This window comes from Mycobacterium sp. (genome assembly GCF_044342925.1).
In the GTDB taxonomy this organism is placed as follows: Bacteria; Actinomycetota; Actinomycetes; order Mycobacteriales; family Mycobacteriaceae; genus Mycobacterium.
The window spans coordinates 14,216-40,893 of record NZ_JBIIOV010000003.1 but is presented as its reverse complement, the minus strand read 5'-3'; the positions used below and the strand labels follow the sequence as shown (position 1 = coordinate 40,893).

The window sequence follows — 26,678 nt, the reverse complement described above, 5'->3', positions numbered from 1 at the left end:
AAGCTTCACATATTCTCCCGTCGCGTGGGGCAGCTACCGCCTCACCAGCCGAGCGGCTGGACCGGGCGCACCCGCAGCAGGTCCGACAGCCGGGCGGTGTGAGTGTCCCAGCTCCAGTCCCGGACTATCCACTCCCGACCGGCCTGGCCCATCCGGCGGGCCCGGCTGGGGTCGGCCAGCAGTCCGGCGATGACCTCGACGATCTGCTCATGGGAGCGCCCGTCGACGACGTTGCCGGTCTCGCCCTCGACGACGGTCTCCGGCGCGCCCCCGGACCGGCCGGCCACCACCGGCACCCCGCTCGCCGACGCCTCCAGGAACACGATGCCCAGGCCCTCGACGTCCAGACCAGCCCCGCGGGTCCGGCACGGCATCGCAAAGACGTCGGCCATCGCGTAGTGGGCGGCCAACTCCTCCCCGGGCACCCCGCCGGTGAACACAACGTCAGAACCGGCGGAACTGTCTTCGGCGAGCGCGTGAAGCGCTTCGGAGTGCGGCCCGCCGCCGACGATCACCAGGGCCGCCCCGGCGACCCGGCGAGCGATGTCGGCCCACGCCTTGATCAGCATGTCCTGGCCCTTGCGCGGGACCAGCCGCGAGATGCACACCACCACTGGGCGTTCACCGAGGCCGTAGCGCGCCCGCAGTTCGGCGCGGGCCGCCGGGTCAGGCCGGAAGCGCTCAGCGTCCACCCCCGGGGCCAGCGGCTCCAGGCGCGCCCGCGGCCCGAATGCCGACGCGAACCGACCGCGGGTGTAGCGGCTGACGTAGGTGACGACGTCGGCGCTCTCGCCGATGCGCCGCAGCGCCGAGCGGGCGCCGGGCAGCATGGACCAGCCCACCTCGTGGCCGTGGGTGCAGGCCAGCACCCGCTGCGCACCGGCCCCGCGGGCCCGGTCACCGAGCAGCGCCAGCGGTGCGGCGGCGCCGAACCACACCGTCTCGATGCCGTGCTCGCCGATCAGCCTGCGCATCCGGCGATCCACCCCGGGTTCGGGGAGCATGAGCGTGCCGGGATGCCGGACGATCGGGAACGGTGCCGCGCGGTCGTAGTCGTCGGCGTCCTTCCACTGCGGGGCGTAGACGGTCAGCTGATGCTCGCCGGTGGCGGCCAGCCGATTGGCGAATTGCTCCAGGTAGGACTGGATGCCGCCGCGTCGCGGCGGAAAGTCGTTGGTGACCAGCAAGATCCGTGTCATCGACGCCAGGCTAACCGGTCAGCCACGCCGCCCACCGGCTGTGCAGCTCAACGGAGTCCACGCCGAGGGCCTCCCGGACCGCCGTGCCGAGATCGGCGTGGCCGGGACCGCAGGCCCGGGTGTAGAGCCGGCGCAGGCCGTCGACTCCGTAGACGTCGGCAACGAATCGGGCGAACCACCAGGCCCGGTCGTAGCCGGTGGACCGTTGCGGTCCGGGCTGATCGAGGTCGGCATCTGTCGGCAGCGCGGTGTCGACCCCGGCCGTGCGGGGTACCGGTGCGAGCGGGCGGGCCACGAAGTCGGCGACGCCCTCGGTCAGCCAGCGGGGTGCGTCCAGCGCGGTGCCGGTACGGGCTGCGAGATGAAAAAGCTCGTGGGTCAGCACGATTCGCAGCGCGAAATCCGACATGTCCGCAGCTCCCGGAGCCAGCACGATGCGCTGCCCGGACGCCGTCCGTCCGGCGAGGTCCACCTGATCGGCGACCGCGACGGCGGCGATATCGCCCCACTGCCCCTGTGGGTCCAGGTGCGCCTCAGTGGCGAACTGGGCCTGGGTGCCGGTGGCGACGACGGTGATCTCTGGTGTCCAGTCGGTTCCCCAGAACCGTTCCACGGCGCTGACGGCATCGCCGAGGTCGGCGCGTACGCGCTCCAGGAGAACGTCGGTGCGGCTGCCGCCGAGGCTGACGGCGTGGATGGTCCGATGCTCCGCGGCGGCTTCTCGCTGCACGGACGGGCGGGCGGGTAGCGACACGATCACCACCGATGCGGCCACGATCTGCGCAACCAGGACAGCCGCCGCGAATCGGCGGACGCGGCGGACTGCGGTGTCGGTAGCGACCGACCTATCAGTAACGACGAACGTTGTAGATCGGGGCGCTGTGCACTGACTCGACACGGACCGGAATGCCGTAGGTGGAGGCGTGCACCATCAATCCGTCGCCGACGTAGATGCCCACATGCGAGGCGTCCGAATACTGCGTGACGATATCGCCGGGCTGCATCTGGTCCAACGACACCGGCTGACCACCGGCTGCCAGGGCGTAGCTTGAGCGCGGCAGCACGACGCCGGCCTGCCGGAAGGCCCACTGCACCAGACCCGAGCAGTCGAACGCGTTGGGACCGGCGGCTGCCCAGACATACGGCGACCCGATGCGGCTCAGGGCCGCCTGGACGGCGGAGGCACCCAGACCGCTGCCGCCGCCACCCCCGCCGGGTATCGGCAGCGCGGCCAGCGAGGCGACGTCACCGAGGACGGCGCTGGGGGCCGGAGCCGCCATGACCGACGGCGGCAGCGCGGCCGGCGCGGCGAGCGCGGCCTGCTGCGCGGCGGTGAGCGACGCGTAGCGCGCTTTGACCTCGGTGATCTGGACTTGCAGTTCGGACTGCTTGCTCTGCAGGTCGGCCCGCACGGCGGCCGCTTCATCGGCGGCGGCCTTGGCGTCGGCGGCGGATTTGGCCGAGGCGGCCTCGATGGTCAGGGCCTGCTGGCTGGCCTGGCTGAAGCCCCGCATCTGCTGGGCCATTTCGATGGCCATCACGCGCTGCACGGACATCTTGTCGATCAGGTTCTGCGGGGAGCCGGCGGTCAGCATCGCGTTCATGCCGTCGGTGCGGCCGCCCATGTAGACCGAGGCAGCTAATTTGTCGACGTTGCCCTGGTAGGTGGTCAACTGCGCCTTGGCGGCGTCGAGGGCGGCCAGGTCGTCGGCGTGCTTCTTGTCCGCCTCGTTATGCAGCGAGATCTTCGTGTCCAGGTCTAGCTGGGCCGAATGCATGGTCTCGGTCAGCTGCTCGGCCTGCCGGGACAGTTCGGTCAGTTTCACCAGCGCATCCTCAGCCGGATCAGCAAACGCGGCCGCACTCCAGACGGAGCTGATCGCCGTGACTCCCACGAGGGTTCCGACCAACGGCTTGCAGACAACGCATTTCGTCACGAACGAGGGGAAAAACTTCAAGACTTCGCATCCTTTGACTGCCGTCGACACCAAATCCGTCGAACTGCCTGTCCATGTGCCTTAGGTCTCGAACAGGTTACGAAACGGCAACGGCCTTTGTCCAACGTGCGCATTAAGAATTCACACAGAAATGGCGCCAGAATGTTTAAGCGAGCCCAGCACGAGGGCCGGCTCAGACTAGCTGGCCAGTCCAGGTTTGCCGTCGCGACGGATCGGCACCAGCCGCAATCGGGGCGCCAGACCGACGTCAGCAAGTACCTCCAACGCGGCGCGTTCGTCGTGCAGCAAAGTTTCGGGTACTCCAAGAAGTACGCTGACCACGCAGTCTCGGCAACCCGGACCGCGTACCGCGCACTCGTCGCAGTCGATGATCACCGGTTCATCCGGCTCCGGCGTGTGGTGTCCCATGTCGTCTCCTTCGTCGCCTGGTACGGCGCGCAGTGGTGAAGTGCACTGATCGAGGACCCTAAGACGACCCTCTGACAACATTTAGAGTTCGGTGCGCCTGGCTTGTCGGTATCGGCCCCTACCGTCTGCAGACCGTGACCGCCGCCCGCCCCGCGCTCCAGCTGAGCTTCGGTGACGTCGTCGGCGATGGGGAGGGCGGCGATCTCGACGACAACCTCTTGGCCGCCGCGGAGCGCACGCTGCGCGACACCACGTTCGTCGTCGTCGACCTGGAGACAACCGGCGGGCGGTCCAAGACGGCGCCCGACGGGTCGTTCGACGCGATCACCGAGATCGGCGCGGTCAAGGTGCGCGGCGGCGAGGTGATCGGCGAATTCGCCACCCTGGTCGACCCGCAGCGCAGCATTCCGCCGCAGATCGTGCAGCTCACCGGCATCACCACGGCCATGGTGCGCGACGCACCGACCATCTCCGCGGTCTTGCCGATGTTCCTCGAGTTCGCCCGCGGGGCCGTGCTGGTGGCACACAACGCCGGATTCGACGTGAGCTTCCTGCGCGCGGCCGCCGAACGCTGTGACATCGCCTGGCCGCGGCCGCCGGTGTTGTGCACCGTGCGACTGGCCCGCCGGGTGCTCAGTCGCGAAGAGGCTCCCAGCGTCCGGCTATCCGCTCTGGCCCGGCTGGTCAAGTCCGCCACCGAACCCACCCACCGCGCACTCGACGACGCCCGGGCCACCGTCGACGTGCTGCACGCCCTCATCGAGCGGGTGGGCAACCAGGGCGTCACCACTTACAGCGAACTGCGGTCCTACCTGCCGAACGTGACCACCGCACAGCGCGGCAAGCGGGTGCTCGCCCAGCGGTTGCCGCACCGACCGGGGGTCTACCTGTTCCGTGGGCCGACGGCCGAGGTTCTCTACGTCGGCACGGCGACCGACCTGCATCGCAGAGTCGGTCAGTACTTCACCGGCGCCGATCCGCGGGTGCGGATGAAGGAAATGGTGGCACTGGCCACCGCCGTCGACCACATCGAGTGCGCGCACGCACTGGAAGCCGGGGTGCGCGAACTGCGTCTGCTGGCCGCCCACGCCCCGCCTTACAACCGGCGCTCCCGGTTCCCGCACCGATGGTGGTGGCTGGTGCTCACCGATGAGCCGTTCCCCCGACTCTCCGTGGTCCGGGGACCGCGCAGCGAGCGGGCCGTCGGCCCGTTCCGCACCCGGGCCGCCGCGGTCGACGCCGCCGGGCTGATCGGTCGCCTGACTGGTGTGCGCAGTTGCACCGGCCGGATCGGGCGCGGCGGCGTGCATGGGCCGGGATGCCCGGATCGGGAGGTCTCCCCCTGCCCGGCGCCGCGCGGGCTCAGCGCCGTCGACTATGCACCCGCCGCCGGCCGGGCGGCCGACCTGATCGACGGTCTGGACAACACCGCGCTGGCCGAGGCGGTGCGCCGGGTCGGCGATCTGGCTGATCGCGGCCGGTACGAGAGCGCGGCGCGGTTGCGGGATTTGACAATGACCACGGTCGAGGTGCTGTGGCGGGGGCAACGGCTGCGTGCCCTGGCCGCGGTCGTGGAACTGGTGGCCGCCGCGCCCGACGGCCGTGGCGGCTGGCAGCTGGCGGTGGTGCGGCACGGCCAACTGGCCGCCGCAGGTTGTGCGCGTCGCGGCGTTCCGCCGATGCCGGTGGTGGAGGCGCTGCGCAGCGGAGCCCAGGTGGTGCTGCCGCAGCCGGCACCGCTGGGCGGCGCGCTGGTCGAGGAGACCGCACTCATCGCCCGCTGGCTGACGCAGCAGGGCGTCCGGATCGTCTGCGCCACAGACGGTTTGACGTCACCGCGGCACTCCGCGGGGCCGTGGCTGGATTGGGCCGCCAAGGCCCGTTCGGCCCAAGCCGCGGCATCAGAGCTGCTGGGTGAACCGGATCCACTGCTCCAGGAGGCGCTGCGCCGCCCCGGAATCGATCGCCTCGGCGGCGCGGCTCAGCCCGTCCTCCCAGGACGGCAGCCATTCGGCATGACTGGATAAACCGGCGTGGGCGACCATCGCCCCGGCCGCGTTGAGCACCACCGCGTCGCGCACCGCGCCGGTGGCACCGGCGAAGACGGCACGGGCCTCCTCGGCGTTGGCCTGCGCGTCACCGCCCACCAACTCCGCCACCTGGGCACGCGGAAACCCGAAGCCCAGCGGGTCGAAAGTGAGCTTGTCGACGGTGCCGGCCTGGACCCGCCAGATGGTGCTGGTTGTGGTGGTGGTGAGCTCGTCGAGTCCGTCGTCGCCGTGCACCACCAGGACACTGGCCCGCCGCGCGGCGAAGACGCCCGCCATCACCTCGGCCAGCTCGCCGAACGCACAGCCGATCAGACCGGCCCGCGGACCGGCCGGATTCGTCAGCGGCCCCAGCAGGTTGAAGACCGTTGGCACGCCGATCTCCCGGCGGGGCGGACCGGCGTATTTATAGGAAGGGTGGAAGACCGGGGCGAAGCAGAACCCGATGCCGACCTCATGCACGCAGCGGGCCACCTGATCCGGTCCCAAATCGATCCGCACACCGAGCGCCTCGAGCATGTCGGCGCCGCCGCTCTGCGACGACGCCGCCCTGTTGCCGTGCTTGACCACCGGCACTCCGGCAGCGGCCACCACCACGGCCGCCATGGTGGAGAGGTTGACGGTGTTGGACCGATCACCGCCGGTGCCGACGATGTCCACGGTGTCGGTGCCGATGACGTCGGTGGGAACGGGAAGTGCGTACCGGAGCATGGTGTCGGCCAACTCCCGCACCTCGGCCGCCGTCGGGCACTTCATCTTCATCGACACGCCGAAAGCCGCAATTTGAGCCGGCGTAGCCGTGCCCGCCATGATCTGGTCCATCGCCCAGGCGGCCTGCCCCGCAGCCAACTCTTCCCCGATCGTCAAACGGCCCAGGACCTGCGGCCATGACGAAATCGACGGCTCTTCGGGGGGCCCGTTAGACGCTGAATTCACCGCCTGATCGTCGCATGACACCCGATCCCAACCAACCTGCGCTCGGACGTCGGCAAAACTTCTTAGAACTAATTCTGGCCCTGGGTGTACCGGATCAACTACAAAGCGTCATACTGCTTCCTGTGACGAGCGCTGTAGGTACCTCAGGAACTGCGATCACGTCGCGCGTGCATTCGCTGAACCGACCGAACATGGTCAGTGTCGGCACCATCGTGTGGCTGTCCAGTGAGTTGATGTTCTTTGCTGGACTGTTCGCGATGTACTTCACCGCGCGATCCCAATCAGGCGGGAGCTGGCCGCCGCCGCCGACCGAGCTGAACCTGGTCCAGGCGGTGCCGGTGACGCTGGTGCTCATCGCCTCGTCGTTCACCTGCCAGATGGGCGTCTTCGCGGCTGAGCGCGGAGACGTCTTCGGCCTGCGCCGCTGGTACACCGTGACCTTGCTGATGGGCCTGTTCTTCGTCCTCGGTCAGGCCTACGAGTACTACCACCTGGTGCAGGAGGGGACGACGATCGCTTCCAGCGCTTACGGCAGCGTCTTCTACCTGGCGACCGGTTTCCACGGCCTGCACGTCGTCGGCGGCCTCGTCGCCTTCATCCTGCTGCTAATGCGAACCCGAATGAGCAAGTTCACCCCCGCCCAGGCGACGGCGGCGATCGTGGTGTCCTACTACTGGCACTTCGTCGACATCGTCTGGATCGCTCTGTTCGCCACTATCTACTTCATCCGTTGATGAGCGATCCGTTGATGAGCGATCTGCTTCCTCCGTCGAAGAGAAGAGGTTCCATGCTCAAGATCAGGTCGGGCATGAGCGTCAAGTCGCGTCGGCGACTTCGTCGCCGGTTCACCGGTGCGGTCCTACTGCTCTTCGGTTTGGCGTTCGCCGGCGTACTGGCGGCCACGCTGACGCCGAAGCCGCAAGTGGCTGTCGCCGACGAATCACAGTCCGCGCTGCTGCGCACCGGACAGCAGCTGTACGAGACCGCATGCATCACCTGCCACGGCGCCAACCTGCAAGGTGTCGAAGGCCGCGGCCCCAGCCTCGCCGGCGTCGGCGAGGCAGCGGTGTTCTTCCAGGTCAACACGGGCCGGATGCCCGCCATGCGCGGTGAGGCGCAGGCCGCACGCAAGCATCCGATCTTCGACCTGGCCCAGACCGACGCGCTGGGCGCCTATGTCCAGAGCATCGGCGGCGGACCGCTGGTGCCCCGCGATGCCAACGGCCAGATCGCCGAGCAGTCCCTGTACGGCGATGTCGCCCGCGGCGGTGACCTCTACCGGCTCAACTGCGCGTCGTGCCACAACTTCACCGGCCGCGGTGGGGCTCTCTCGTCGGGTAAGTACGCCCCCGGCCTGGACCCGGCCACCCCGGCACAGATCTACACGGCCATGCTGACCGGCCCGCAGAACATGCCTAAGTTCTCCGACCGCCAGCTGTCGCCGGACGAGAAGAGGGACATCATCGCTTACGTCCGCTCCGCCTCGCAGACCATGAATCCGGGCGGTTACGGTCTCGGCGGCTTCGGCCCCGTGCCGGAGGGTGCGGCAATCTTCGTCGTCGGAATGGCGGCCGCGATCGCGGTCGCGATGTGGATCGGGGCACGGTCATGAACGAGTCGAGTCATCAGCACGGCGATGACCTCGCCGGCATGTCAAACGAGGAACTGACCGCGCTGGGCGCCCGCATGGACGGCGTCGAGACGGTCTTCAAGGAAGACCGCTGGCCCGTCCCGGGTACCCGCGCCGAGAAGCGAGCCGAGCGAGGGGTCGCAGCCTGGCTGATCTTCGGCGGGCTGATGGGTCTGCTGCTGCTGGTCGTCTTCCTGTTCTGGCCCTGGGAATACAAGCCGTACGGCGTCAAGGGCAACCTGCTCTACTCCTGGGCCACGCCGATGTACGGCATCACCTTCGGGTTGTCGATCCTGGCGATCGGCATCGGCGCGGTGCTGTACCAGAAGCGGTTCATCCCCGAGGAGATCTCCATCCAGGATCGCCACGACGGACGGTCCTCCGAAGTGGAGCGCAAAGCCACCGCGGCGACCCTGATCAACGCGCTGGAGACCTCGACGATCAAGCGTCGCAAAATGATCGGCGCTGCCCTGGGCATCGGTGCCGGCGCCTTCGGCCTGGGCACCCTGGTGGCCCTCCTCGGCGGTCTGGTCAAGAACCCGTGGAAGCCGGTGGTTCCCACCGCTGACGGACTCAAGGCCGTGCTGTGGACGTCGGACTGGACGCCTCGGTTCAAGGGCGAGACCATCTTCCTGGGTCGGTCCACCGGCCGGCCGGGTGAGTCGCCGTTCACCAAGATCCGTCCCGAGGACCTTGACGCCGGCGGTATGGAGACCGTGTTCCCGTGGCGTGAAGAAGACGGCGACGGCACCACCTTCGAGTCCCACGAGCGGCTCGCCCACATCGGGATGGGTGTGCGCAACCCGGTCATGCTGATCCGCATCAAGCCGGTCGACATGTCCCGAGTGGTCAAGCGCCAGGGCCAGGAGAGCTTCAACTTCGGTGAGCTGTTCGCCTACACCAAGGTTTGCTCGCACCTGGGCTGCCCGTCGTCGCTGTACGAGCAGCAGACCTACCGCATTCTGTGCCCGTGCCACCAGTCGCAGTTCGACGCGCTGCACTTCGCACGGCCGATCTTCGGACCGGCAGCTCGCGCGTTGGCACAATTACCTATTACTATCGACCAAGACGGTTACCTCGTCGCCAATGGCGACTTCATCGAACCCGTTGGACCGGCATTCTGGGAGCGCAGATCATGAGTATCAACGTCGCTGACCACGTCAACAAAGCTGCCGACGAAGTCGACTCCCGATACCATCCGTCGGCGGCGCTGCGGCGGCAGCTGAACAAGGTCTTCCCCACGCACTGGTCGTTCCTGCTGGGTGAGGTGGCGCTGTACAGCTTCATCATCCTGCTGCTGACCGGCGTCTGGCTGACGCTGTTCTTCGACCCGTCGATGGCCGAGGTCACCTACGAGGGCGTGTATCAGCCCCTGCGGGGCATTCAGATGTCGAAGGCCTACGAGACCGCGCTGAACATTAGCTTCGAGGTCCGCGGCGGCCTGTTCGTCCGGCAGGTCCACCACTGGGCGGCGCTGCTCTTCGCGGCCTCGATCATGGTGCACATGGCCCGGGTGTTCTTCACCGGCGCTTTCCGCCGACCCCGCGAGGTCAACTGGGTGATCGGCGCGCTGCTGTTCATCCTGGCCATGTTCGAGGGCTTCTTCGGCTACTCGCTGCCGGACGACCTGCTGTCGGGCACCGGCATCCGCGCGGCACTGTCCTCGATCACCCTGGGCCTGCCGCTGGTGGGCACCTGGTTGCACTGGGCGATCTTCGGCGGCGACTTCCCCGGCAACATCATCATCCCGCGTCTCTACGCGGTGCACATCCTGATCTTCCCGGGCATCATGCTCGGCTTGATCGGTGCCCACATGGCGCTGGTGTGGTTCCAGAAGCACACCCAGTTCCCCGGCCCCGGCCGCACCGAGCAGAACGTCGTCGGCGTGCGAGTTCTGCCGGTGTTCGCGGTGAAGGGCGGCGCGTTCTTCGCGATGATCGTCGGCATCCTCGGCTTGATGGGAGGTCTGCTGCAGATCAACCCGATCTGGCAGCTGGGTCCCTACAAGCCTTCGCAGGTGTCGGCCGGTTCCCAGCCCGACTTCTACATGCTGTGGACCGACGGCCTGATCCGCCTCTTCCCGGCGTGGGAGATCTACATCGGCAACCACACCATCCCTGCCGCCGTTTGGGTGGCGGTCATCATGGGCGTCGTGTTCGCGCTGCTGATGGCCTACCCCTGGCTGGAGAAGCGGTTCACCGGTGACGACGCTCACCACAACCTGCTGCAGCGTCCGCGCGACGTGCCGGTGCGTACCGGCATCGGCGCCATGGTGATCGCCTTCTACCTGGTCATCACCTTGAGCGCCTGCAACGACATCATCGCCTACAACTTCCACATCTCGCTGAATGCGACCACGTGGATCGGGCGCATCGGAATGCTGGTGGTGCCTCCGCTGGCCTTCTTCTTCGCCTACCGGTGGGCCGTCAGCCTGCAGCGCAGCGACCGCGACGTGCTGGAGCACGGCATCGAGACGGGCATCCTCAAGCGGCTGCCGCATGGTGCCTATATCGAGTTGCACCAGCCCTTGGGTCCGGTCGACGATCACGGCCACCCGATTCCGCTGGAGTACGAGGGCACTGCCCTGCCGAAGCGGATGAACAAGTTGGGTGCGGCCGGCAGGCCTGGTCGCGGCAGCTTCCTCACCGCCGATCCGGCGTCCGAGGATGCCGCACTGAACCAGGCGGCGCATGCCTCCGAGGTGCGGGCCCTGACCGCTCTGAAGGAATACCAGGACACCGAACCCAATGGGAACGGCAATGGCAGTGGCAGTGGAAATGGCAGTGGAAATGGAAAGGGCTACTACAAGTAGCCGGTCGCAATGAAGAAGGCCCCAGCCGATCAGGCTGGGGCCTTCTTCGTTTCGGCGCACCGATCCGGATGTGCTTCTGCCCGGTGTCGATGAACCACTCCCCTCCCCCGCACGCCGGGAACGCGCACGCAACGGCGCTTTCGGATTCATAGCCCACACCCACGTCGCGGCTAAGTGCGACCTAGCCGGCGTCCATACGTTGGCAATTGTCCAACCCGGACGTCCAACCCGGACGTCCAACCCGGAACTGAGAACTGAGGAGCATCACTATGGCACTGCGCACCCTGTACGCGACCGTCGTCACCGTCGCCGGAGCGGCCCTGATCGGCGGAGCACTCGCCGTGGCCCCCTCCGGCTTCGCGGCGCCGGGCACTGACACTGCCCCGCCCTGTGTGGCGGAGGGAACCTGCGCCCTGTTGGCCCCCAAGACGACACCGCGCTATCAGGAACTCACCCCGAAGTCGTCGCCCGCGCAGTTCGCGCCTCTGACGCCGGCACAGCCAGCGCAGTAGGGCCGCAGCGCATCGATCGATGGTTGCCCGGGCAGCACGCCGCGTGCGCCCGGGCACCGCCGGTCTTTACAGGCCGGCTTCTTCTACCGTTTCGCCGAGCTGACGCTGGAAGAAAGCCAGCACCGCCGGCATCGCCACGGTGATGACGCCGGCCAGGCCGAATCCGACCCACGCTGCCGTGTCATTACCGTCGGCCAGTAGATAGGTACCGATGGACACCGCGATCAACGCAACACCTATGGCTGACAGCAGCGCGGTGGTGCCCCGCAGCCACAACCTGTCCACCATCGCGGTCAGCGCGGGCGACACCTTAGGCTGCTCCGGCAACCCCGGCGTGCGGCTCGCGTAGGGGTCTAGCCCGAAGACCCTCATCTTCTCCGTGGGCGCCTCGGTGGGGCGCACCGGCGCGACCGTATCCGTCGCTGCGGACTCGTGCCGCCCGGGTTCAGCCCGCGCGTTCCGGCGAGCCCGCAGCAGCAGCGGAATAGCGCCGAGAATGACCAGCGCCGACACGATGATGATGCTGTAGAGCACCCAGGACGACTGGCCCTCCCCGTCCGCGGGACGCCCGCTACCGAGTTTGACCAGCGCTACGGTGGCGAACACGCTGGTGGCCAGGAGGACCAGCCAGATCGCCCCACAGACACCGACCATGATGCGGTCGACCGCCTGAGGGGAACGTCCTGGGGAGTGATCGGCTACGGCCGGGTGTGCGTCTGATTCGGGATCCATCAGCAACTCGTCTGCGCCGCGTTGTTCTGATTCGATGACAGCACCGTCCCGTCGCTTGTCGTTATGGAGCAATTGAGCCTACTGACCAGGAACAGGCTGGACGCTTGCACCGATCCGACATCAGACTGGGAGATCGGCGTCACTGTCAGCGACCACGGGATGTAGACGTTGCGCTGGGTCCGTCGCCGGCCCGACGCGTCGACATACGTCACAGTGATGATGTCGCCGGGCGCCTTCGTCCCGGTCACGGTGTAGGTGACCTGCCGTGGTCCGGCCTGCGTCGTGGTGGTCGGCGGCGGTGGCGGTGGCGGTGTGGTCGTCACCGGAGGCGGCGGCGGGGGTGGTGGCTCCGGGGCCGGCGGCGGGGGCGGCGGAGGCGGGGCCTCCGAGGTGACAGTGACCGTCTCGGTCGGCGGCGGGGGCGGCGGCGGTTCCGGTGGCGGAGCCTCGGTCGGGGGCGGAGGCGGGGGCGGAGGCGGAGGCGGGGGCGTCGTGGTGGTGATCTGGTCTTGCACCGGCGGGGTGGTGACGGTGGTCGTTGTCGGGGTAGCGGTGTTCGTCGTGTCGCGGTTGGTCACCAGCAGCGAGACCGAAGCCACCAGCGCGATAGCCGCGACGATGGCGGTGATGCCGACAACCCAGGGCCACCTCGGCGGCGGCAGCTCATCGCCCGCGGCCCCCGACTGCTCGTAGGCGTCGTAGTCGTACAGTTCGATCTCGGCCGGCATGTACGGCGCGATGGTGTACTGCTCGGATTCGGGGGCGGAATAGGCGCGGGAAAATCCGGTGTCGGTCAGTTCCTCCCGGTCACCGGCCCGGTCATCGGATGGTTGACCGCCCAGTTCCCGTTCCGGCGGATTGGGCCCGCTCATCTGCTGACTATCCTCTTTCGACTGCGCATGCCCCGGGGCGAGGGCGTTCGCCTGGCGGCTGCAGCCGTGCCCACGCAAACACTACCCAACGGACCCCCATGCGCGCCGGATTGACCGCCTGGGCCATCGGCAATGAGGAGGTCAGTGCTTCTCAGGGCCGATGTAGTACTCGAAGACCAGACCGGAGACCGCGCCCAGCACGCACACGATGCCGATCGCGATCAGCCAGGGCAGCCACATGGCCGCACCCACGGCTGCGGTGGAGAAAGCCAGCGCGATCAGGATGGGCCACCAGCTGTGCGGCGAGAAGAAGCCCAGTTCCCCGGCGCCGTCGGCGATGTCCGCCTCCTCGTAGTCCTCGGGACGGGTGTCGAGGCGGCGGGCGATGAACCGGAAGAACGTGCCGATGATCAGCGACAAACCCGCCGTCATGACCAGCGCCGTGGTTCCGGCCCACTCGATGGAGCCCTTCGGCGTCTGGAAGACCGCGGTGAGACCGCCGTAGGCGACAGCGGCAAGGAAGAAAAAGCCGGTGAGGATCTCGAAAAGCCTGGCTTCGATACGCATGTCGGACGCTCTCCTACTTATTCGCCTGCGCGGCGGCCATCTGCTGCTTAGGAATCACCCGTTCGCCACGGCGGGTGTCGAACGGCTTGGTGGTGATCGCCAGTGGCGGCTGGTTGATGGCCTGCAAAGCCTCGGCGTTGCTCTTGCCGGCGGCGCGCGCCTGCAGGTAGGTCTTGAAGTCGTTGGCCGGAACCGCGCGAACCTCGAAGTTCATCATCGCGTGGTAGGTGCCGCACATCTCAGCGCACCGTCCGACGAAGGCTCCGGCCTCGGTGATCTCCGAGATCTGCCAGATGTTCTCCGAGTGGTTGGCCACGGGATTCGGGAATACGTCGCGCTTGAACAGGAACTCCGGCACCCAGAACGAGTGGATGACGTCCGCGGAGGCCTGCTGGAACTCGACGCGCTTGCCCACCGGGAGCACCAGGATCGGAATTTCGTCGCTGCTACCGAGGGTCTCGATCTTGTCGAAGTTGAGGTAGGAGCGATCCTCCGGGTTCATCCCGCGGATGGCGCCGACCTTTTCCTCGCCGTGCTTATCTGTGCCTTCGGGCTTCGACTGCACGGCGGCCTTGCGGGCGGGGTCGGCACCCTCGTAGTTGAACGAGCCGTCGGCGAAAGCCACCTTCTGATAACCGAACTTCCAGTTCCACTGGAACGCGGTGATGTCGATGACGACCTCGGGATTGGATTCCTTCTTCAGGACCTTGTCCTGGGTGAGCACCGTGAAGTAGAAGAGTACCGAGATGATCAGGAACGGGACGACCGTCAGCACCAGCTCCAGCGGCATGTTGTAGCCGAACTGGCGGGGCATCTCCTCGTCGCCCTTCTTCTTGCGGAAGGCCGCAAGGCACCAGAACATCAGCGCCCAGACGATCACGCCGATCACGAGGGCGGCGATCACCGACCACAGCCACAACTTGTGCATGGCGTGCGCCTCGGGCGTGACGCCACGGGGCCACCCGAGCGCCAGAGCGTCCTGCCAGCTGCAACCGCTGAGGGTGGCGGCCAGCCCCGCGAGGGTGACGGTCAGCGCTAATCCCCGCCAACGGCTGGACCGGGTCCCGGAGCCGGTGGTGGTATCGCCTCGCCCGCGTGGTGTCACTTGGCGCCTCCTGTGTCACAAGCTGGGCCGATGACCCTGGGCGCCCCTTTGACAGAGGTCACTCAAGGGCGCATCGCCACTCGAATACTACGCAGCGTAGACCACTGATGGGCAACAAGCCGACACACCTGCCGAATCGGTTGGATACCGGTTCGGGCGGCGGTGCCCGTTCGGGCATACTTGGCCGGATGTGCGGACTGCTTGCCCTGGTAGGACACGCGGCCGGCGCCATCACCGGCGACACCGTCGACGCGGTGGCGGGCGCGTCGCATCTGATGCGCCACCGCGGTCCGGACGAGCCGGGAACCTGGTCGGACGCCACCGGAGCCGGAGGGCCGGCGACATCGGGCACCGTTGTGCTCGGTTTCAACCGGCTGTCGATCATCGACATCGCCCACTCCCATCAGCCGCTGCGCTGGGGTCCGCCGGAGGAACCGGACCGCTATGTCCTGGTCTTCAACGGCGAGATCTACAACTACCTCGAACTACGCGAGGTGTTGAGGTCGGAATTCGGTGCGGTGTTCCACACCGACGGTGACGGCGAGGCGATCGTCGCCGCCTACCACTACTGGGGCAGCGAGGCGCTGGGCCGGCTGCGCGGCATGTTCGCCTTCGCGCTGTGGGACACCGCCCGCCGGGAGTTGTTCTGCGCCCGCGATCCGTTCGGCATCAAACCGCTGTTCATAGCGACCGGCCCGGGCGGAACCGCGGTCGGCAGCGAGAAGAAGTGTCTGCTGGACCTGGCCGGCATCCTCGGGGTGGACACCGAGATCGATACCCGTGCCCTGCAGCACTACACCGTGCTGCAGTACGTACCGGAACCGGAGACTCTGCACCGCGGGGTGCGCCGCCTGGAGTCCGGCTGCTACGCGGTGATCCGCCCCGGCCACTCCCCCGAGATCACCCGGTACTTCCGACCGCGGTTCGCCGCGGTGCCGTTCATCGAGGGCGGCGAACAGGCCCGCTACGACGAGATCACCGCGGTGCTGGAGGACTCCGTCGCCAAGCACATGCGCGCCGATGTCACCGTGGGGGCGTTCCTCTCCGGCGGCATCGACTCCACCGCCATCGCCGCGCTGGCGATCCGGCACAACCCGCGGCTGATCACCTTCACCACCGGATTCGAGCGGGAAGGGTTCTCCGAGGTGGACGTAGCCGTCGCCTCCGCGGAGGCCATCGGCGCCCGGCACGTCGCCAAAGTGGTCAGCCAGGCCGAATTCGTCGCCGCACTGCCCGAGATCGTCTGGTATCTCGACGAGCCGGTGGCCGACCCGGCGCTGGTCCCCCTGTTCTTCATCGCCCGGGAGGCGCGCAAGCACGTCAAAGTCGTGCTCTCCGGCGAAGGAGCCGATGAGCTGTTCGGCGGCTACACCATCTATCGCGAGCCGCTGTCGCTCAAACCGTTCGACTACCTGCCCAAGAGTGTTCGCAAGTCGCTCGGCAAGGCCTCTAAGCCGCTGCCGGAGGGCATGCGCGGCAAGAGCCTGCTGCACCGCGGCTCGCTGACGCTGGAGGAGCGCTACTACGGCAACGCCCGCAGCTTCTCCGACGAGCAACTGCGCGCGGTACTGCCCCGCTTCACACCGGACTGGACGCACACCGACGTCACAGCGAATGTCTACGCGGAGTCGACGGGGTGGGATCCGGTGGCCCGCATGCAGCACATCGACCTGTTCACCTGGCTGCGCGGCGACATCCTGGTCAAAGCCGACAAGATGACCATGGCCAACTCCCTGGAGTTGCGGGTGCCGTTCCTGGATCCGGAGGTCTTCGCCGTCGCATCCAGGTTGCCGTTCGACCAGAAGATCACCCGGACCACCACCAAGTACGCGCTGCGCCGGGCGTTGGAGCCGATCGTGCCCGCTCACGTGCTCAACCGGGCCAAACTGGGTTTCCCGGTGCCGATCCGGCACTGGCTGCGGTCCGGAGAACTGATGGACTGGGCCTACGGCATGATCGACGTCTCGCAGGCCGGGCAGCTGGTCGACCTGGTGGCGGTGCGGGCCATGCTCGACGAGCACAGAGCCGGCGAGAGCGACCACAGCCGGCGACTGTGGACCGTGCTGATCTTCCTGCTCTGGTACGCGATCTTCGTCGAGCACAGCATCGTGCCGCAGATCAGTGAGCCGCATTACCCCGTGCAGCTCTAGTCCGGTTTTCGTTTCCACCGTCCGGGTACCCGGCGCGAGTGAAAAGCCATGGTCGTGCATCGCCGATCGCCGTCGCGTTGGGATTGACGTTGGGATTGACGTTGGGATTGACGTTGGGATTGACGTTGGGATTGACGTTGGGATTGGCGTTGTGGCAGTTGGAGAACAACCCGCGCGCACGCAGAAGTAGCAGGACCCGCAGTAGATGTTGAACGCCGGACCGGTGGGCCTGGTGGCTCGCCGGTCGCATGGAACTGGGCCATCGACTCGGTGCGCGGGGGCGGGACGGTGTCGGCCGCGCCGACCTCAACCACACGTGGATGGATCCGGTGATCATCGCCGGACCCTGGATCGCCGCCGGGGCCGCCGCGACGGCCGGCACCCGTAGGGCCGCCCGACGGGTCAGGCGTTCAACGCGGCGGTGATCTCCTCGGCGGCCTCGGGTCCGAAGGCGCCGGTCAGACGCTCCTTGGCGGTGCGCAGGTCCCAGGTCCAGTTCTGCGTGCCGGTGGTCTCCAGGACCAGCACCGCGACCAGCGAGCCCAGCTGCGCCGAGCGTTCCAGGTCCAGACCGGCCCCGCGGCCGGTGAGGAACCCGGCCCGGAACGCGTCGCCAACACCCGTCGGGTCGACCTGCGCGGTCTCCGGGACGACGCCCACGTGGATGTTGGTGCCGTCGGCGCCGATCAGGTCGACGCCCTTGGCGCCCAGCGTGGTGACCCGCAGGCCGACCTGGGCGAGGACATCGGCCTCGGTCCAGCCGGTCTTGGACAGCATCAGGTCCCACTCGTAGTCGTTGCTGAACAGGTAGGTGGCTCCGTCGACGAGCCGACGGATCTCTTCGCCGGAGAGCCGGGCGAGCTGCTGGGAGGGGTCGGCGGCGAAGGCCAGACCCAGGCTGCGGCACTCGTCGGTGTGGGTGTACATCGCCTCGGGGTCGTTGGCGCCGACGATCACCAGCTCGGGCTTGCCGGCGGCGGCCACCAGATCAGCCAGTTTGATGTTGCGCGCCAGCGACATCGCGCCGGGGTAGAACGAGGCGATCTGCGCCATGTCCAGATCGGTGGTGCAGACGAACCGTGCGGTGTGCTGGGTGTCGGAGATCAGCACGTGCTCGCAGTTGACACGGGCCGATTCCAGCCATTCCCGGTAGTCGGTGAAATCGACACCGGCCGCGCCGACCAGCGCCGCGTCACCGCCGAGCACGCCGATCGCGTACGCCATGTTGCCCGCCACCCCGCCGCGGTGGACCACCAGGTCGTCGACCAGGAAGCTCAGCGACACCTTCTGCAGGTGCTCGGCGAGCAGCTGCTCGGAGAACCGCCCCGGAAAGCGCATCAGGTGGTCTGTGGCAATGGATCCCGTTACGGCGATGGTCACGACGACGTCCGCCCCTTCGTTGTTCGGGCAGGCCCGGCGGGTGCGCTAGCCTGCAATATCAGGAGCCGACTATATGGCCCGCGCACCGATGGGGTCGAAGTGGCTCGGCTGCGCGAGTCCACGTTGCCGACGAGTTTGGGTAGGAGAATCATCGATGGCTGGCCCGTATCCGCCGCACCAGCCGGTCGGCGCCGAGGGTCAGCCGTTCCCCGGTATGCCCGTGTATCCCTACCCCGCGGTGTATCCGGGGCCATTGCCGCCGCCGGTGGGCTATCCAGAGCCTCCGCAGCCGGCCGGCGGACGCAAACGGGCCCTGCTGTGGAGTCTGCTGGGTCTGGGGGTGGTGGCCGCTCTGATCGCCGTGGTGGCGCTCTTCGGCTCGAACCGATCCGCCGGCGGCGCGGCGGCGTTCACCGACTCGGCCGCCAAGTCCTCCATCCAGAACTACCTGACGGCACTGTCGGACGGCGATACCGAGACGGTGGCCCGCAACACGCTGTGCGGCATGTTCGACGCCATCAAGGACCGCAAGTCCGATATGGCGCTCGCCCGGCTGTCCAGCGACGCCTTCCGCAAGCAGTTCGCCCGCGCGGAGGTCACCTCGATCGACAAGATCGTGATGAATTCCTCGTATCAGGCGCAGGTGCTGTTCACCATGAAGGTGGCACCGGCGTCGACGGCCCGCAGGGCCCGCGACGAGGAACAGGGTGTGGCCCAGTTACTGCGTCAGGACAACAAGCTGCTGGTGTGCTCGTACCTGCTGCGCACCGCTGCCCAGTACTGAACGAGTGAAGGACTGAATCAGCCCCAGTACTGAACGAAGTGAAGGACTGAATCAGCCCCAGTACTGAAAACGAATCAGTTGAACGAATCGCCGCAGGCGCAGGAGCCGGTGGCGTTCGGGTTGTCGATGGTGAAACCCTGCTTCTCGATGCTGTCGACGAAGTCGATGGTGGCGCCCTGCACATACGGGGCGCTCATCCGGTCGACGGTCAGCCGGACACCACCGAAGTCGGCGTTCAGGTCGCCGTCGAGGGTCCGGTCGTCGAAGAACAGGTTGTACTTGAGGCCGGCGCAGCCACCCGGCTGCACGGCGATCCGCAGCGCCAGGTCGTCGCGGCCCTCCTGGTCCAGCAGCGCCTTGGCCTTGGCCGCCGCGGCGTCGGACATGGTCACGCCGTGGGTGGTGGTCTCGGTCGCGGTAGACGACTCGTCGGTCATTAGGTCTCCCTCGTGCGGAAAATTCGTGGGGATGGGATTGCACACAGTGTCAATTGCACACAGTGTCAACCCAGCACTGACAACGGTACCCGCCCGGCGGCTATTCCTCCGACTCCGCGGGCAGGGCCGCCGCCGTGCGCTCCACCAGTCCCGACAGTTGCGCCGCGGCGTCGTCGATGGCCCGTCGCACCGACCCGGCGTACTCGGCCACCGAGTACGCGGCGCGGATGCCGGCCGCCCCCAGCGCCTCGGGCCCCAGCGCCACCTGACCGGCGAACACCAGCACCGGCAGGCGGTGCGGGCGGGCCGCCGCGGCCAGCGACCCCACCACCTTGCCGTGCAGCGACTGCTCGTCGAGCCGCCCTTCTCCGGTCACCAGCAGTCGAGCCGACGCCATCTTGTGTTCGGCGCCGAGGTGCCGGGCGATCAGCGCCGCACCGGACTCGCGACGTCCGCCCAATGCCAGCAGCGCCGCACCCAGCCCCCCGGCCGCGCCGGCGCCGGGCAGTCCGCGGACGTCTGCCCCGCCTTCGGCTTCCAGCAGCGCGGCCCACTCCTGCAGCCGACGCTCGAGAAACTCGACGGTGGCAGCGTCGGCACCCTTCTGCGGGCCGAACACCCGCGCCGCCCCGGACGGCCCGAGCAGCGGGTGCTCGACGTCGGTAGCGGCGACCAGGCGGACTGCCGCCAGCGTGCGGCGTGCAGCAGAGAGTCCGCCGAGTGCCTCGACCATGCCCCGTCCCCCGTCGGTGCATGAACTGCCGCCCAGCCCGACGACGACCGTCCGCGCACCCGCGCCGACGGCGGCCTCGATCAGCTGGCCCACGCCCGTGCTGGTGGCGGCGATCGCGGTGTGCACGGTCGGCGGGCCGTCCAGCAGCGCCAGCCCGCAGGCCTGCGCGCTTTCGATGTACGCCGTCGCGGGGCCCGGATCGAACGCCCACTGGGCCGAGACCTGCTCGGACAGCGGCCCGCTCACCTGCGCGGGGAGTACCTGAAGGTGCGGCTGCCCCGCCGTCAGCGCCGCCACAAAACCAGGCCCGCCGTCGGACAACGGCAGCAACACCAGAGGGTCGGCAGGCCGTGCCCGCCGCCATCCCGCGGCGATCGACTGGGCGGCCTGCACGGCGGTCAGGCTGTCGCCGAAACAGTCCGGGGCTATTAGCACCCGTGATCCCCGGGCCATGCCAGCAGGCTACTGGCGGACTGTCACCTGACATGCATGCCCAACCCGCGGATGCGGGAAGTACCCTGACATGCGTGAAACTGCTGGGCCGCCGCGATAACGGCGCCGACCGCAACGACGACGAGGCCGACGGCGCCGACGAGACAGAGGTCGCTGCCGCTCCGGTCGACACGACCGGCACGACCGCGCCGAAGGGCCGGCCGACCCCCAAGCGCAGCGAGAAGGACAAACGCCGCGGCCCGGTCGCGCCCGCGCCGATGACCGCCGCCGAGGCGCGTCAGCGGCGCAAGGCAGCCCGTAAGACGATGACCAAGGAGGAGCGTCAGGCCGACCGGCTCCGGCAACGCTCGATCATCTCCGATCGCAACGCGCGGATGAAGGCCGGCGAAGAGGCCTACCTGATCGGCCGGGACAAGGGCCCGGTCCGGCGTTTGGCCCGCGACATCGTCGACGCCCGGCGCAATCTGCTGGGGCTGCTGATGCCCTGGACGTTGCTGCTCGTCTTCGGGGGGTTGATCGCCCCGAAGATCGCGCTCTACCTGAACTACGCGATGCCGGTGGTGCTGGTCGCGATGCTGGTCGACGGATTCCTGCTGTCGCGCAAGGTGAATAAGGCCGCGGACGCGAAGTTCCCCGACAACACCGAGTCACATATGAGGCTCGCCTTCTACGCGGTGCCGCGCGCCATGCAGCCCCGCCGCTGGCGGATCCCGCGGCCGCAGGTGGCCCGCGGCGCCACGGTGGTCTGAGACCGCCGTGCGCACTCTGGTTCTGGGCGGGATCCGGTCGGGCAAGTCCCGGTGGGCCGAGGCGATTCTTCCGGCTGACGCACAGGTGAACTATCTGGCCACCGGCGGGGCGGCCGACGATGGCGACCCGGCGTGGGCCCGGCGGATCGCCGAGCATCGGCAGCGCCGGCCGGCCTGCTGGCGCACGGTGGAAACCGTCGACGTCGCCGGGCATCTGCGCGCCCAAGCCGACACTCCCACCCTGGTCGACGATCTGGGCGGCTGGCTGACCGCGATGCTGGACCGCAGCGGCTGGCAGGGTCCGGTGGGCGCTGACGTCGACAACTTGGTTGCCGCCGTGGACGACTCGGCCGCCGACGTGGTGCTGGTCAGCCCGGAGGTGGGACTGACGGTGGTGCCCGCCACCGAGTCCGGCCGCCGCTTCGCCGACGAGCTCGGTGCGCTCAACCAGCGGATCGCCGCCTGCTGCCAGCGTGTGGTCCTGGTGGTCGCCGGGCAGCCACTGTGGGTGAAGGCGCCGGGATGACGGAATTCGCTGAGATCACCCCGCCGGACGGCCGCGTCGCTGCGGCGGCGCGGCGCCTCCAGGATCTGCTGACCAAGCCGCAGGGTGCACTGGGCCGCCTGGAGGATCTCTCGGTGTGGGTCGCGTCGTGCCAAGGGCTTTGTCCGCCACAGCAATTCGAGCAGGTCCGGGTCGTGGTGTTCGCCGGCGACCACGGTGTGGCCCAAGCCGGGGTGTCGGCCTACCCCGCGGAGGTCACCGGGCAGATGGTCGACAACATCGCAGGCGGTGGCGCGGCCATCAACGTGCTTGCCGACATCGCCGGAGCAGGAGTGCGCGCGGTGGACATCGCGGTGGACCGGGACGGCCCGCCGGGCCCGTACCGGGTGCGCCGATCCAGCGGCAACATCGCGGTGGAGGACGCGTTGAGCGCCGAGGAGGTGACGCGCGCGATCGAGATCGGCCGGCGGATCGCCGACGAGGAGATCGACGCCGGGGCGGATCTGCTGATCGCCGGCGACATGGGCATCGGGAACACCACCGCCGCTACCACGCTCGTCGCGGCGGTCACCGGCACCGAACCAGTCGCCGCGGTGGGCCGCGGCACCGGCATCGATGACGCGACCTGGTCGCGCAAGACCGCGGCCATTCGTGATGCGCTGTACCGTTCGCGGGCAGTGCATTCCGACCCGCTGGGGTTGCTGGCGGCCTGCGGCGGGGCGGATCTGGCCGCCATGGCCGGCTTCTGCGCCCAGGCCGCGGTGCGGCGCACCCCGCTGCTGCTCGACGGCCTGGTGGTCACCTCGGCTGCGGTGATCGCCGAGCAACTCGCGCCGGACGCTCGATTGTGGTGGCAGGCCGGACACCTCTCCCCCGAGCCGGCGCACAAGCTGGCGTTGGCGCAGCTGAAATTGGAGCCGATCGTCGACCTCGGGTTGCGGCTCGGCGAGGGCACCGGCGCGGCGGTGGCGCTGCCGATCATCCAGGCCGCGGTGGCCGCGCTGTGCTCGATGTCGACCTTCACCGACGCCGGCGTCTCCGGAAGTTCCGCCAGCGGCACGCCGTGATGGCAGGGCTGGCAAGCGCTTTCGCGTTCGCGACGGTGCTGCCGGCAGGCCGCGCCGCGACAGCGACTCCCGGCCCTCACACGGTCGCGGCGCTGCCGGTGGTCGGCGTGGCGTTGGGCTTGGCCGCGGCGGCGGCGTTGTGGGTGGGTAGCTGGGCGTTCGGGGCACACAGCCTGCTCGCCGGAATGCTCGCCGTGGCCCTTCTGCTGGCGTTGACCCGGGGCATGCACATCGACGGGCTCGCCGACACCGCCGACGGTCTGGGCTGCTACGGCCCGCCGCAGCGCGCCCTGGCGGTGATGCACGACGGCTCCACCGGCCCCTTCGGGGTGGCAGTCGTCGTCGTGGTGATACTGACCCAGGCCGCCGCCTTCGCGGCGCTGCCGGCCGGGCTCACCGGAACAGTGGCCGCGGTGACCGCGGTCATGTCTGGCCGGGTGGCCACGGTGCTGGCCAGCCGCCGGGGCGTCCCGGCTGCCGCTGGAAGCAGCCTGGGCGCCACGGTCGCCGGCAGTCAGTCGCCGTCGGTGGTGGCCGCGTGGGTGACGGCAGCGGCCGGTCTGGCGGTCTTCGCCACCGACCGGCCGTGGCAGGGACCGGCCACGGTGGTCGCGGCGATGCTGTTGGCAGCAGTGCTGATCCGGCATTGCGTGCGCCGCTTCGGCGGAGTGACCGGCGATGTGATGGGCGCGGCGGTGGAAGTGGCGACGACCGTGAGCCTGCTGGGACTAGCGTTGAGATCCTGACAGCGCGAACCGACGGGGAGGGGCAGATGCTGGGAGTCCTGGACGCCGGGCAGATCGAGGATCTGCTGCACGGCGAGGTGATCGCCCGGATCGGATGCATCGACCAGGGGCGGGTCTATGTCGTCCCGGTCAGCTATGCCTATGACGGCACCCACCTCTGGGGCCACGGGATGGACGGGGCGAAACTACGCGCCATGCGTGCAGATCCGCGGGTGTGCGTCGAGGTCGAACACGTCGATGATCTGTCCAACTGGCGTAGCGTGATCGCCTGGGGCACATTCGAGGAATGCCACGGCGACGACTGGAACACCGGCATGGCCCTGCTGGTGGAGCGCATCATGCCGCTGCTGAAATTCCCGCCGCATCAGCCGCCCCCGGATCCGTCCGGCCCCAAGCACGGCACGGTTTATCGAATATTGTTGGAGCACAAGACCGGCCGTTTCGAGGATGTCAGCGGTGACTGATCCCGACCTGGCCGGTAAGGTGCCCGACCCACGGTGGTTTGAACGGATCGCCGATCACAGCGGATTGGTCTTGTTCGTTCTACGGGTGCAGCCGGACCTGGGGTACGAGTACATCTCCAATGCCATCGAAGCCAAGCTTGGTGTGACGCCGGCCGCGGCGCTCGCCGACGCCGAGGCGGTGCACAGCCGGGTAGCTCCGGAGTTCCTGCCGGTGCTGGCCGAGGCGTTGACCACCGAACCCGGGCAGCAGACCTCTGTGGAGCTGAAGTGGTTCCACCGCAACGGAACCCCGCTCTACACCCGGTGCTGGATGCAGAGCCGCCGTCGCCCGGACGGCTCGGTCATCATGGAGGGCACCGTCGCCGAGATCACCGAGTTGCGCGACGTCGAGAAGGAACTGCGGCAGTCCGAGGAGCGCTACCGGCTGCTGGCCGAGAACGCCTGGGAGGTCATCTGGACGATGGCGCTCGACGGCAGCATCACCTACGTCAGCTCCGCGGTGGAACGGGTCCGCGGTATCACCCCGGAGCAGGCCATGCACCAGAGCCTGGAGGAGATTCACCCCCCGGACTCGGCGGCCAAGGTCGCCGGGTACTTCAGCGACCTGTTCACCGCGATCGCGAACGGATCCTTGCCGCCTACCTACCGCGACGAGCATGAGTACTACCGCAGCGACGGCTCGATCATGATCGGCGAATTGCAGGTGATCCCGTATGTGGATGCCGAGGGCAAGGTGGTGGAGATCCTCGGTGTCACCCGGGATATCAGCGAGCGCAAGATGTTCGAGGCCGAGCTGACCCGGCTTGCCGTCACCGACCCGCTGACCGGCCTGTGGAACCGCCGGCACGCCACCGAGCTGTTGTCCGCGGACTTCGCGCAGGCTCAGCGCCACCGGCAGCGGCTGACCCTGCTGATGCTCGACGTCGATCACTTCAAATCGATCAACGACACCCACGGCCACCAGACCGGCGACCGCGTGCTCGTCGAGATGGCTCAGCGGCTGCGCGATCAGGTCCGCGGCACTGACCTGCTGGGGCGTTGGGGCGGTGAGGAATTCATCGTGCTCCTGCGCTACTGCGGTCTGCAGGACGCGGTGGCGGCGGCCGAGAAACTGCGCCAGCGGATCGCCGACACCCCGTTCGAGAATCAGCTCGCGGTCAGTGTCAGCATCGGTGCGGCCGAACTGCGGCCCGACGAGGACTTGGCGTCCTGGATCGCCCGGGCCGACGCCGCGCTCTACGAAGCCAAGCGGGCGGGGCGCAACACCGTGGTGACCGGGTCGGATTAGGCCAGCCGGCTCATCCAATCGTGCTTGTCGGCGAACGTGCCGCGCTGGATGCCGGTGAGGGTGTCCCGCAGCGCCATGGTGACCTCGCCGGGTTCGCCGTCGCCGACGGTGAATTCGCCCTCCCCGTACTTCACCTGCGCGACGGGGGTGATCACCGCGGCGGTGCCGCAGGCGAAGACCTCGGTGATCTCGCCGGTGGCCACCCCCTTGCGCCACTCCTCGACGTCGATCTTGCGTTCCTCGACGGCATACCCGGCATCAGAAGCCAACTGCAGCAACGAATCCCGGGTAATTCCGGGCAGCAAGGAGCCGCTGAGCTCCGGGGTGACCAGGCGGGCCGATCCGCCGCTGCCGAAGACGAAGAACAGGTTCATCCCGCCCATCTCCTCGATGTAGCGGCGTTCGATGGCGTCCAGCCACACCACCTGGTCGCAGCCATGCTCGGCGGCCTCGGCCTGGGCCAGCAGTGACGCCGCGTAGTTTCCGCCGAACTTGGCCGCCCCGGTGCCGCCCGGGCTGGCGCGGACGTACTCGGTGGACAGCCACACGCTCACCGGCTTGATCCCGCCCTTGAAGTACGCCCCGGCCGGGGAGGCGATCACCAGGTAGCGGTACTCCGCCGAGGGGCGCACCCCCAGGCCCGGCTCGGTGGCGATGATGAACGGCCGCAGGTACAGCGACTGCTCACCGCCCGCCGCGGGCACCCACTGGTGATCCACGGCGATCAGCTGGCGCAGCGATTCCAGGAACACCTCGTCGGGCAGCTCCGGGATGGCGAGCCGGCGCGCCGACGCCCGCAATCGGGCGGCGTTGGCCTCCGGGCGGAACGAGACGATCGAGCCGTCGGCCCACCGGTAGGCCTTGAGCCCCTCGAAGACCTCCTGGGCGTAGTGCAGCACGATTGCCGACGGATCCAGTTCGATGGGGCCGTAGGGAACCACCTGCGCGTCGTGCCAGCCACGGTCGTGGGAGTAGAGGATCGACACCATGTGGTCGGTGAAGTACCGGCCGAAGCCGGGGTCGGCCAGTACCGCGGCCCGCCGCTCATCACTCGCCGGGTGGTCACTGCGATGCACCGTGAACAGAAGCGTGGCCTGGGACATGTCCGCGATTCTACTAACCGGCCGCGATGCGCTGACCGGG

Annotated in this window: 26 protein-coding genes and 1 pseudogene; 14 read left to right on the top strand and 13 right to left on the bottom strand. The window is 68.4% G+C overall.

Annotation, left to right across the window (positions count from 1 at the left end):
- Positions 1–41: 41 nt before the first annotated feature.
- The 4 genes from ADBZ6I_RS00995 to ADBZ6I_RS00980 form a co-directional block, all read right to left on the bottom strand.
- Positions 42–1,199, bottom strand: coding sequence for a glycosyltransferase family 4 protein (locus tag ADBZ6I_RS00995; RefSeq protein ID WP_526379964.1), 1,158 nt, complete (start codon positions 1,197–1,199; stop codon positions 42–44).
- 10 nt (positions 1,200–1,209) lie between these two features.
- A complete protein-coding gene (locus ADBZ6I_RS00990; protein WP_526379962.1) occupies positions 1,210–1,974 on the bottom strand; it encodes a hypothetical protein in 765 nt (254 codons plus the stop codon).
- Between the two features lie 73 nt (positions 1,975–2,047).
- Positions 2,048–3,157 carry a peptidoglycan hydrolase RipC gene (gene ripC / locus ADBZ6I_RS00985; protein WP_526379960.1) on the bottom strand — a complete coding sequence of 370 codons (1,110 nt, stop codon included), beginning with the start codon at positions 3,155–3,157 and terminating at the stop codon, positions 2,048–2,050.
- Positions 3,158–3,334: 177 nt separating this feature from the next.
- Positions 3,335–3,565, bottom strand: a complete 231-nt coding sequence (locus ADBZ6I_RS00980) for a hypothetical protein (protein ID WP_526379958.1) — start codon at positions 3,563–3,565, stop codon at positions 3,335–3,337.
- A 134-nt stretch (positions 3,566–3,699) separates the two neighbouring features.
- Between ADBZ6I_RS00980 and ADBZ6I_RS00975 the strand changes: the two are divergent.
- Positions 3,700–5,529 (top strand): annotated as a pseudogene (locus ADBZ6I_RS00975) (DEDD exonuclease domain-containing protein); the annotation flags it as partial.
- Here ADBZ6I_RS00975 and trpD read toward each other — a convergent pair.
- A complete protein-coding gene (gene trpD / locus ADBZ6I_RS00970) occupies positions 5,467–6,549 on the bottom strand; it encodes an anthranilate phosphoribosyltransferase (RefSeq protein ID WP_526379956.1) in 1,083 nt (360 codons plus the stop codon). The pseudogene ADBZ6I_RS00975 and the gene trpD overlap by 63 nt on opposite strands.
- Before the next feature lie 122 nt (positions 6,550–6,671).
- On the opposite strand from trpD, the gene ctaE reads away from it, so the two are divergent.
- From ctaE to ADBZ6I_RS00945, 5 genes are all read left to right on the top strand, one after another.
- On the top strand, positions 6,672–7,283 hold the full coding sequence (gene ctaE, locus ADBZ6I_RS00965; protein ID WP_526379954.1) for an aa3-type cytochrome oxidase subunit III: 612 nt from the start codon (positions 6,672–6,674) through the stop codon (positions 7,281–7,283).
- Between the two features lie 74 nt (positions 7,284–7,357).
- Positions 7,358–8,161 carry a cytochrome bc1 complex diheme cytochrome c subunit gene (gene qcrC / locus ADBZ6I_RS00960; protein ID WP_526379994.1) on the top strand — a complete coding sequence of 268 codons (804 nt, stop codon included), beginning with the start codon at positions 7,358–7,360 and terminating at the stop codon, positions 8,159–8,161.
- Positions 8,158–9,318, top strand: a complete 1,161-nt coding sequence (gene qcrA, locus ADBZ6I_RS00955) for a cytochrome bc1 complex Rieske iron-sulfur subunit (RefSeq protein ID WP_526379952.1) — start codon at positions 8,158–8,160, stop codon at positions 9,316–9,318. The genes qcrC and qcrA overlap by 4 nt, the downstream gene beginning before the upstream one ends.
- Complete coding sequence (qcrB, locus tag ADBZ6I_RS00950) at positions 9,315–10,991, top strand: cytochrome bc1 complex cytochrome b subunit (protein WP_526379950.1); 1,677 nt, start codon at positions 9,315–9,317, stop codon at positions 10,989–10,991. Before qcrA ends, qcrB begins: the two co-directional genes overlap by 4 nt.
- Positions 10,992–11,260: 269 nt before the next feature.
- Entirely contained in the window at positions 11,261–11,503 is a 243-nt protein-coding gene (locus ADBZ6I_RS00945) for a hypothetical protein (protein ID WP_526379948.1), read from the top strand.
- Between the two features lie 66 nt (positions 11,504–11,569).
- Here the strand turns inward: ADBZ6I_RS00945 and ADBZ6I_RS00940 are convergent, their stop codons facing one another.
- From ADBZ6I_RS00940 to ctaC, 4 genes are all read right to left on the bottom strand, one after another.
- Positions 11,570–12,235, bottom strand: a complete 666-nt coding sequence (locus ADBZ6I_RS00940; protein ID WP_526379946.1) for a DUF2561 family protein — start codon at positions 12,233–12,235, stop codon at positions 11,570–11,572.
- Positions 12,235–13,107 (bottom strand): MmpS family transport accessory protein, encoded by an 873-nt coding sequence (locus tag ADBZ6I_RS00935; protein WP_526379944.1) that lies wholly within the window; start codon positions 13,105–13,107, stop codon positions 12,235–12,237. Before ADBZ6I_RS00935 ends, ADBZ6I_RS00940 begins: the two co-directional genes overlap by 1 nt.
- 141 nt (positions 13,108–13,248) lie before the next feature.
- The gene (gene ctaF, locus ADBZ6I_RS00930; RefSeq protein WP_526379942.1) at positions 13,249–13,674 is read right to left on the bottom strand and encodes an aa3-type cytochrome oxidase subunit IV; all 426 of its coding nucleotides are present in this window, start codon (positions 13,672–13,674) and stop codon (positions 13,249–13,251) included.
- 13 nt (positions 13,675–13,687) lie between these two features.
- Positions 13,688–14,779, bottom strand: a complete 1,092-nt coding sequence (ctaC, locus tag ADBZ6I_RS00925) for an aa3-type cytochrome oxidase subunit II (RefSeq protein ID WP_526379940.1) — start codon at positions 14,777–14,779, stop codon at positions 13,688–13,690.
- A gap of 188 nt (positions 14,780–14,967) precedes the next feature.
- Here ctaC and asnB point away from each other — a divergent pair, with 188 nt between their 5' ends.
- Positions 14,968–16,929 (top strand): asparagine synthase (glutamine-hydrolyzing), encoded by a 1,962-nt coding sequence (gene asnB, locus ADBZ6I_RS00920; protein WP_526379938.1) that lies wholly within the window; start codon positions 14,968–14,970, stop codon positions 16,927–16,929.
- 402 nt (positions 16,930–17,331) lie between these two features.
- Here the strand turns inward: asnB and ADBZ6I_RS00915 are convergent, their stop codons facing one another.
- Positions 17,332–18,309, bottom strand: coding sequence for a carbohydrate kinase family protein (locus ADBZ6I_RS00915; protein WP_526379936.1), 978 nt, complete (start codon positions 18,307–18,309; stop codon positions 17,332–17,334).
- A 154-nt stretch (positions 18,310–18,463) separates the two neighbouring features.
- On the opposite strand from ADBZ6I_RS00915, the gene ADBZ6I_RS00910 reads away from it, so the two are divergent.
- Positions 18,464–19,093, top strand: a complete 630-nt coding sequence (locus tag ADBZ6I_RS00910; protein ID WP_526379934.1) for an Rv0361 family membrane protein — start codon at positions 18,464–18,466, stop codon at positions 19,091–19,093.
- Positions 19,094–19,167: 74 nt separating this feature from the next.
- Here ADBZ6I_RS00910 and ADBZ6I_RS00905 read toward each other — a convergent pair whose 3' ends face one another.
- Both ADBZ6I_RS00905 and ADBZ6I_RS00900 read right to left on the bottom strand, forming a co-directional pair.
- A complete protein-coding gene (locus ADBZ6I_RS00905) occupies positions 19,168–19,530 on the bottom strand; it encodes a HesB/IscA family protein (RefSeq protein WP_526379932.1) in 363 nt (120 codons plus the stop codon).
- A 100-nt stretch (positions 19,531–19,630) separates the two neighbouring features.
- Positions 19,631–20,716, bottom strand: coding sequence for a glycerate kinase (locus ADBZ6I_RS00900; protein WP_526379930.1), 1,086 nt, complete (start codon positions 20,714–20,716; stop codon positions 19,631–19,633).
- Between the two features lie 74 nt (positions 20,717–20,790).
- Between ADBZ6I_RS00900 and ADBZ6I_RS00895 the strand changes: the two genes are divergently transcribed.
- From ADBZ6I_RS00895 to ADBZ6I_RS00870, 6 genes are read left to right on the top strand one after another with little or no spacing between them, the layout of a single operon-like run.
- Positions 20,791–21,465, top strand: coding sequence for a DUF3043 domain-containing protein (locus ADBZ6I_RS00895; RefSeq protein WP_526379928.1), 675 nt, complete (start codon positions 20,791–20,793; stop codon positions 21,463–21,465).
- Positions 21,466–21,472: 7 nt separating this feature from the next.
- Positions 21,473–21,991: a bifunctional adenosylcobinamide kinase/adenosylcobinamide-phosphate guanylyltransferase gene (locus ADBZ6I_RS00890; protein ID WP_526379926.1), complete on the top strand. Its 519-nt coding sequence runs from the start codon at positions 21,473–21,475 to the stop codon at positions 21,989–21,991.
- A complete protein-coding gene (gene cobT / locus ADBZ6I_RS00885; RefSeq protein ID WP_526379924.1) occupies positions 21,988–23,037 on the top strand; it encodes a nicotinate-nucleotide--dimethylbenzimidazole phosphoribosyltransferase in 1,050 nt (349 codons plus the stop codon). The genes ADBZ6I_RS00890 and cobT overlap by 4 nt, the downstream gene beginning before the upstream one ends.
- A complete protein-coding gene (locus tag ADBZ6I_RS00880) occupies positions 23,034–23,783 on the top strand; it encodes an adenosylcobinamide-GDP ribazoletransferase (RefSeq protein ID WP_526379922.1) in 750 nt (249 codons plus the stop codon). The genes cobT and ADBZ6I_RS00880 overlap by 4 nt, the downstream gene beginning before the upstream one ends.
- Positions 23,784–23,809: 26 nt before the next feature.
- On the top strand, positions 23,810–24,247 hold the full coding sequence (locus ADBZ6I_RS00875) for a pyridoxamine 5'-phosphate oxidase family protein (protein WP_526379920.1): 438 nt from the start codon (positions 23,810–23,812) through the stop codon (positions 24,245–24,247).
- Entirely contained in the window at positions 24,240–25,535 is a 1,296-nt protein-coding gene (locus ADBZ6I_RS00870; RefSeq protein WP_526379918.1) for a sensor domain-containing diguanylate cyclase, read from the top strand. The genes ADBZ6I_RS00875 and ADBZ6I_RS00870 overlap by 8 nt, the downstream gene beginning before the upstream one ends.
- On the opposite strand, the gene ADBZ6I_RS00865 is transcribed toward ADBZ6I_RS00870, so the two are convergent.
- Positions 25,532–26,638, bottom strand: coding sequence for a branched-chain amino acid aminotransferase (locus ADBZ6I_RS00865; protein WP_526379916.1), 1,107 nt, complete (start codon positions 26,636–26,638; stop codon positions 25,532–25,534). The genes ADBZ6I_RS00870 and ADBZ6I_RS00865 overlap by 4 nt on opposite strands.
- Between the last annotated feature and the right edge of the window lie 40 nt (positions 26,639–26,678).

What these genes read in the sequence shown, in the direction of transcription:
- ADBZ6I_RS00995 (WP_526379964.1), bottom strand. Translation starts at nt 1,199, where the DNA reads ATGACACGGATCTTGCTGGTCACCAACGACTTTCCGCCGCGACGCGGC.
- ADBZ6I_RS00980 (WP_526379958.1), bottom strand. Translation starts at nt 3,565, where the DNA reads ATGGGACACCACACGCCGGAGCCGGATGAACCGGTGATCATCGACTGC.
- qcrC (WP_526379994.1), top strand. Translation starts at nt 7,358, where the DNA reads ATGAGCGTCAAGTCGCGTCGGCGACTTCGTCGCCGGTTCACCGGTGCG.
- qcrA (WP_526379952.1), top strand. Translation starts at nt 8,158, where the DNA reads ATGAACGAGTCGAGTCATCAGCACGGCGATGACCTCGCCGGCATGTCA.
- qcrB (WP_526379950.1), top strand. Translation starts at nt 9,315, where the DNA reads ATGAGTATCAACGTCGCTGACCACGTCAACAAAGCTGCCGACGAAGTC.
- ADBZ6I_RS00945 (WP_526379948.1), top strand. Translation starts at nt 11,261, where the DNA reads ATGGCACTGCGCACCCTGTACGCGACCGTCGTCACCGTCGCCGGAGCG.
- ADBZ6I_RS00940 (WP_526379946.1), bottom strand. Translation starts at nt 12,235, where the DNA reads ATGGATCCCGAATCAGACGCACACCCGGCCGTAGCCGATCACTCCCCA.
- ADBZ6I_RS00935 (WP_526379944.1), bottom strand. Translation starts at nt 13,107, where the DNA reads ATGAGCGGGCCCAATCCGCCGGAACGGGAACTGGGCGGTCAACCATCC.
- ctaF (WP_526379942.1), bottom strand. Translation starts at nt 13,674, where the DNA reads ATGCGTATCGAAGCCAGGCTTTTCGAGATCCTCACCGGCTTTTTCTTC.
- asnB (WP_526379938.1), top strand. Translation starts at nt 14,968, where the DNA reads ATGTGCGGACTGCTTGCCCTGGTAGGACACGCGGCCGGCGCCATCACC.
- ADBZ6I_RS00910 (WP_526379934.1), top strand. Translation starts at nt 18,464, where the DNA reads ATGGCTGGCCCGTATCCGCCGCACCAGCCGGTCGGCGCCGAGGGTCAG.
- ADBZ6I_RS00905 (WP_526379932.1), bottom strand. Translation starts at nt 19,530, where the DNA reads ATGACCGACGAGTCGTCTACCGCGACCGAGACCACCACCCACGGCGTG.
- ADBZ6I_RS00900 (WP_526379930.1), bottom strand. Translation starts at nt 20,716, where the DNA reads ATGGCCCGGGGATCACGGGTGCTAATAGCCCCGGACTGTTTCGGCGAC.
- cobT (WP_526379924.1), top strand. Translation starts at nt 21,988, where the DNA reads ATGACGGAATTCGCTGAGATCACCCCGCCGGACGGCCGCGTCGCTGCG.
- ADBZ6I_RS00875 (WP_526379920.1), top strand. Translation starts at nt 23,810, where the DNA reads ATGCTGGGAGTCCTGGACGCCGGGCAGATCGAGGATCTGCTGCACGGC.
- ADBZ6I_RS00865 (WP_526379916.1), bottom strand. Translation starts at nt 26,638, where the DNA reads ATGTCCCAGGCCACGCTTCTGTTCACGGTGCATCGCAGTGACCACCCG.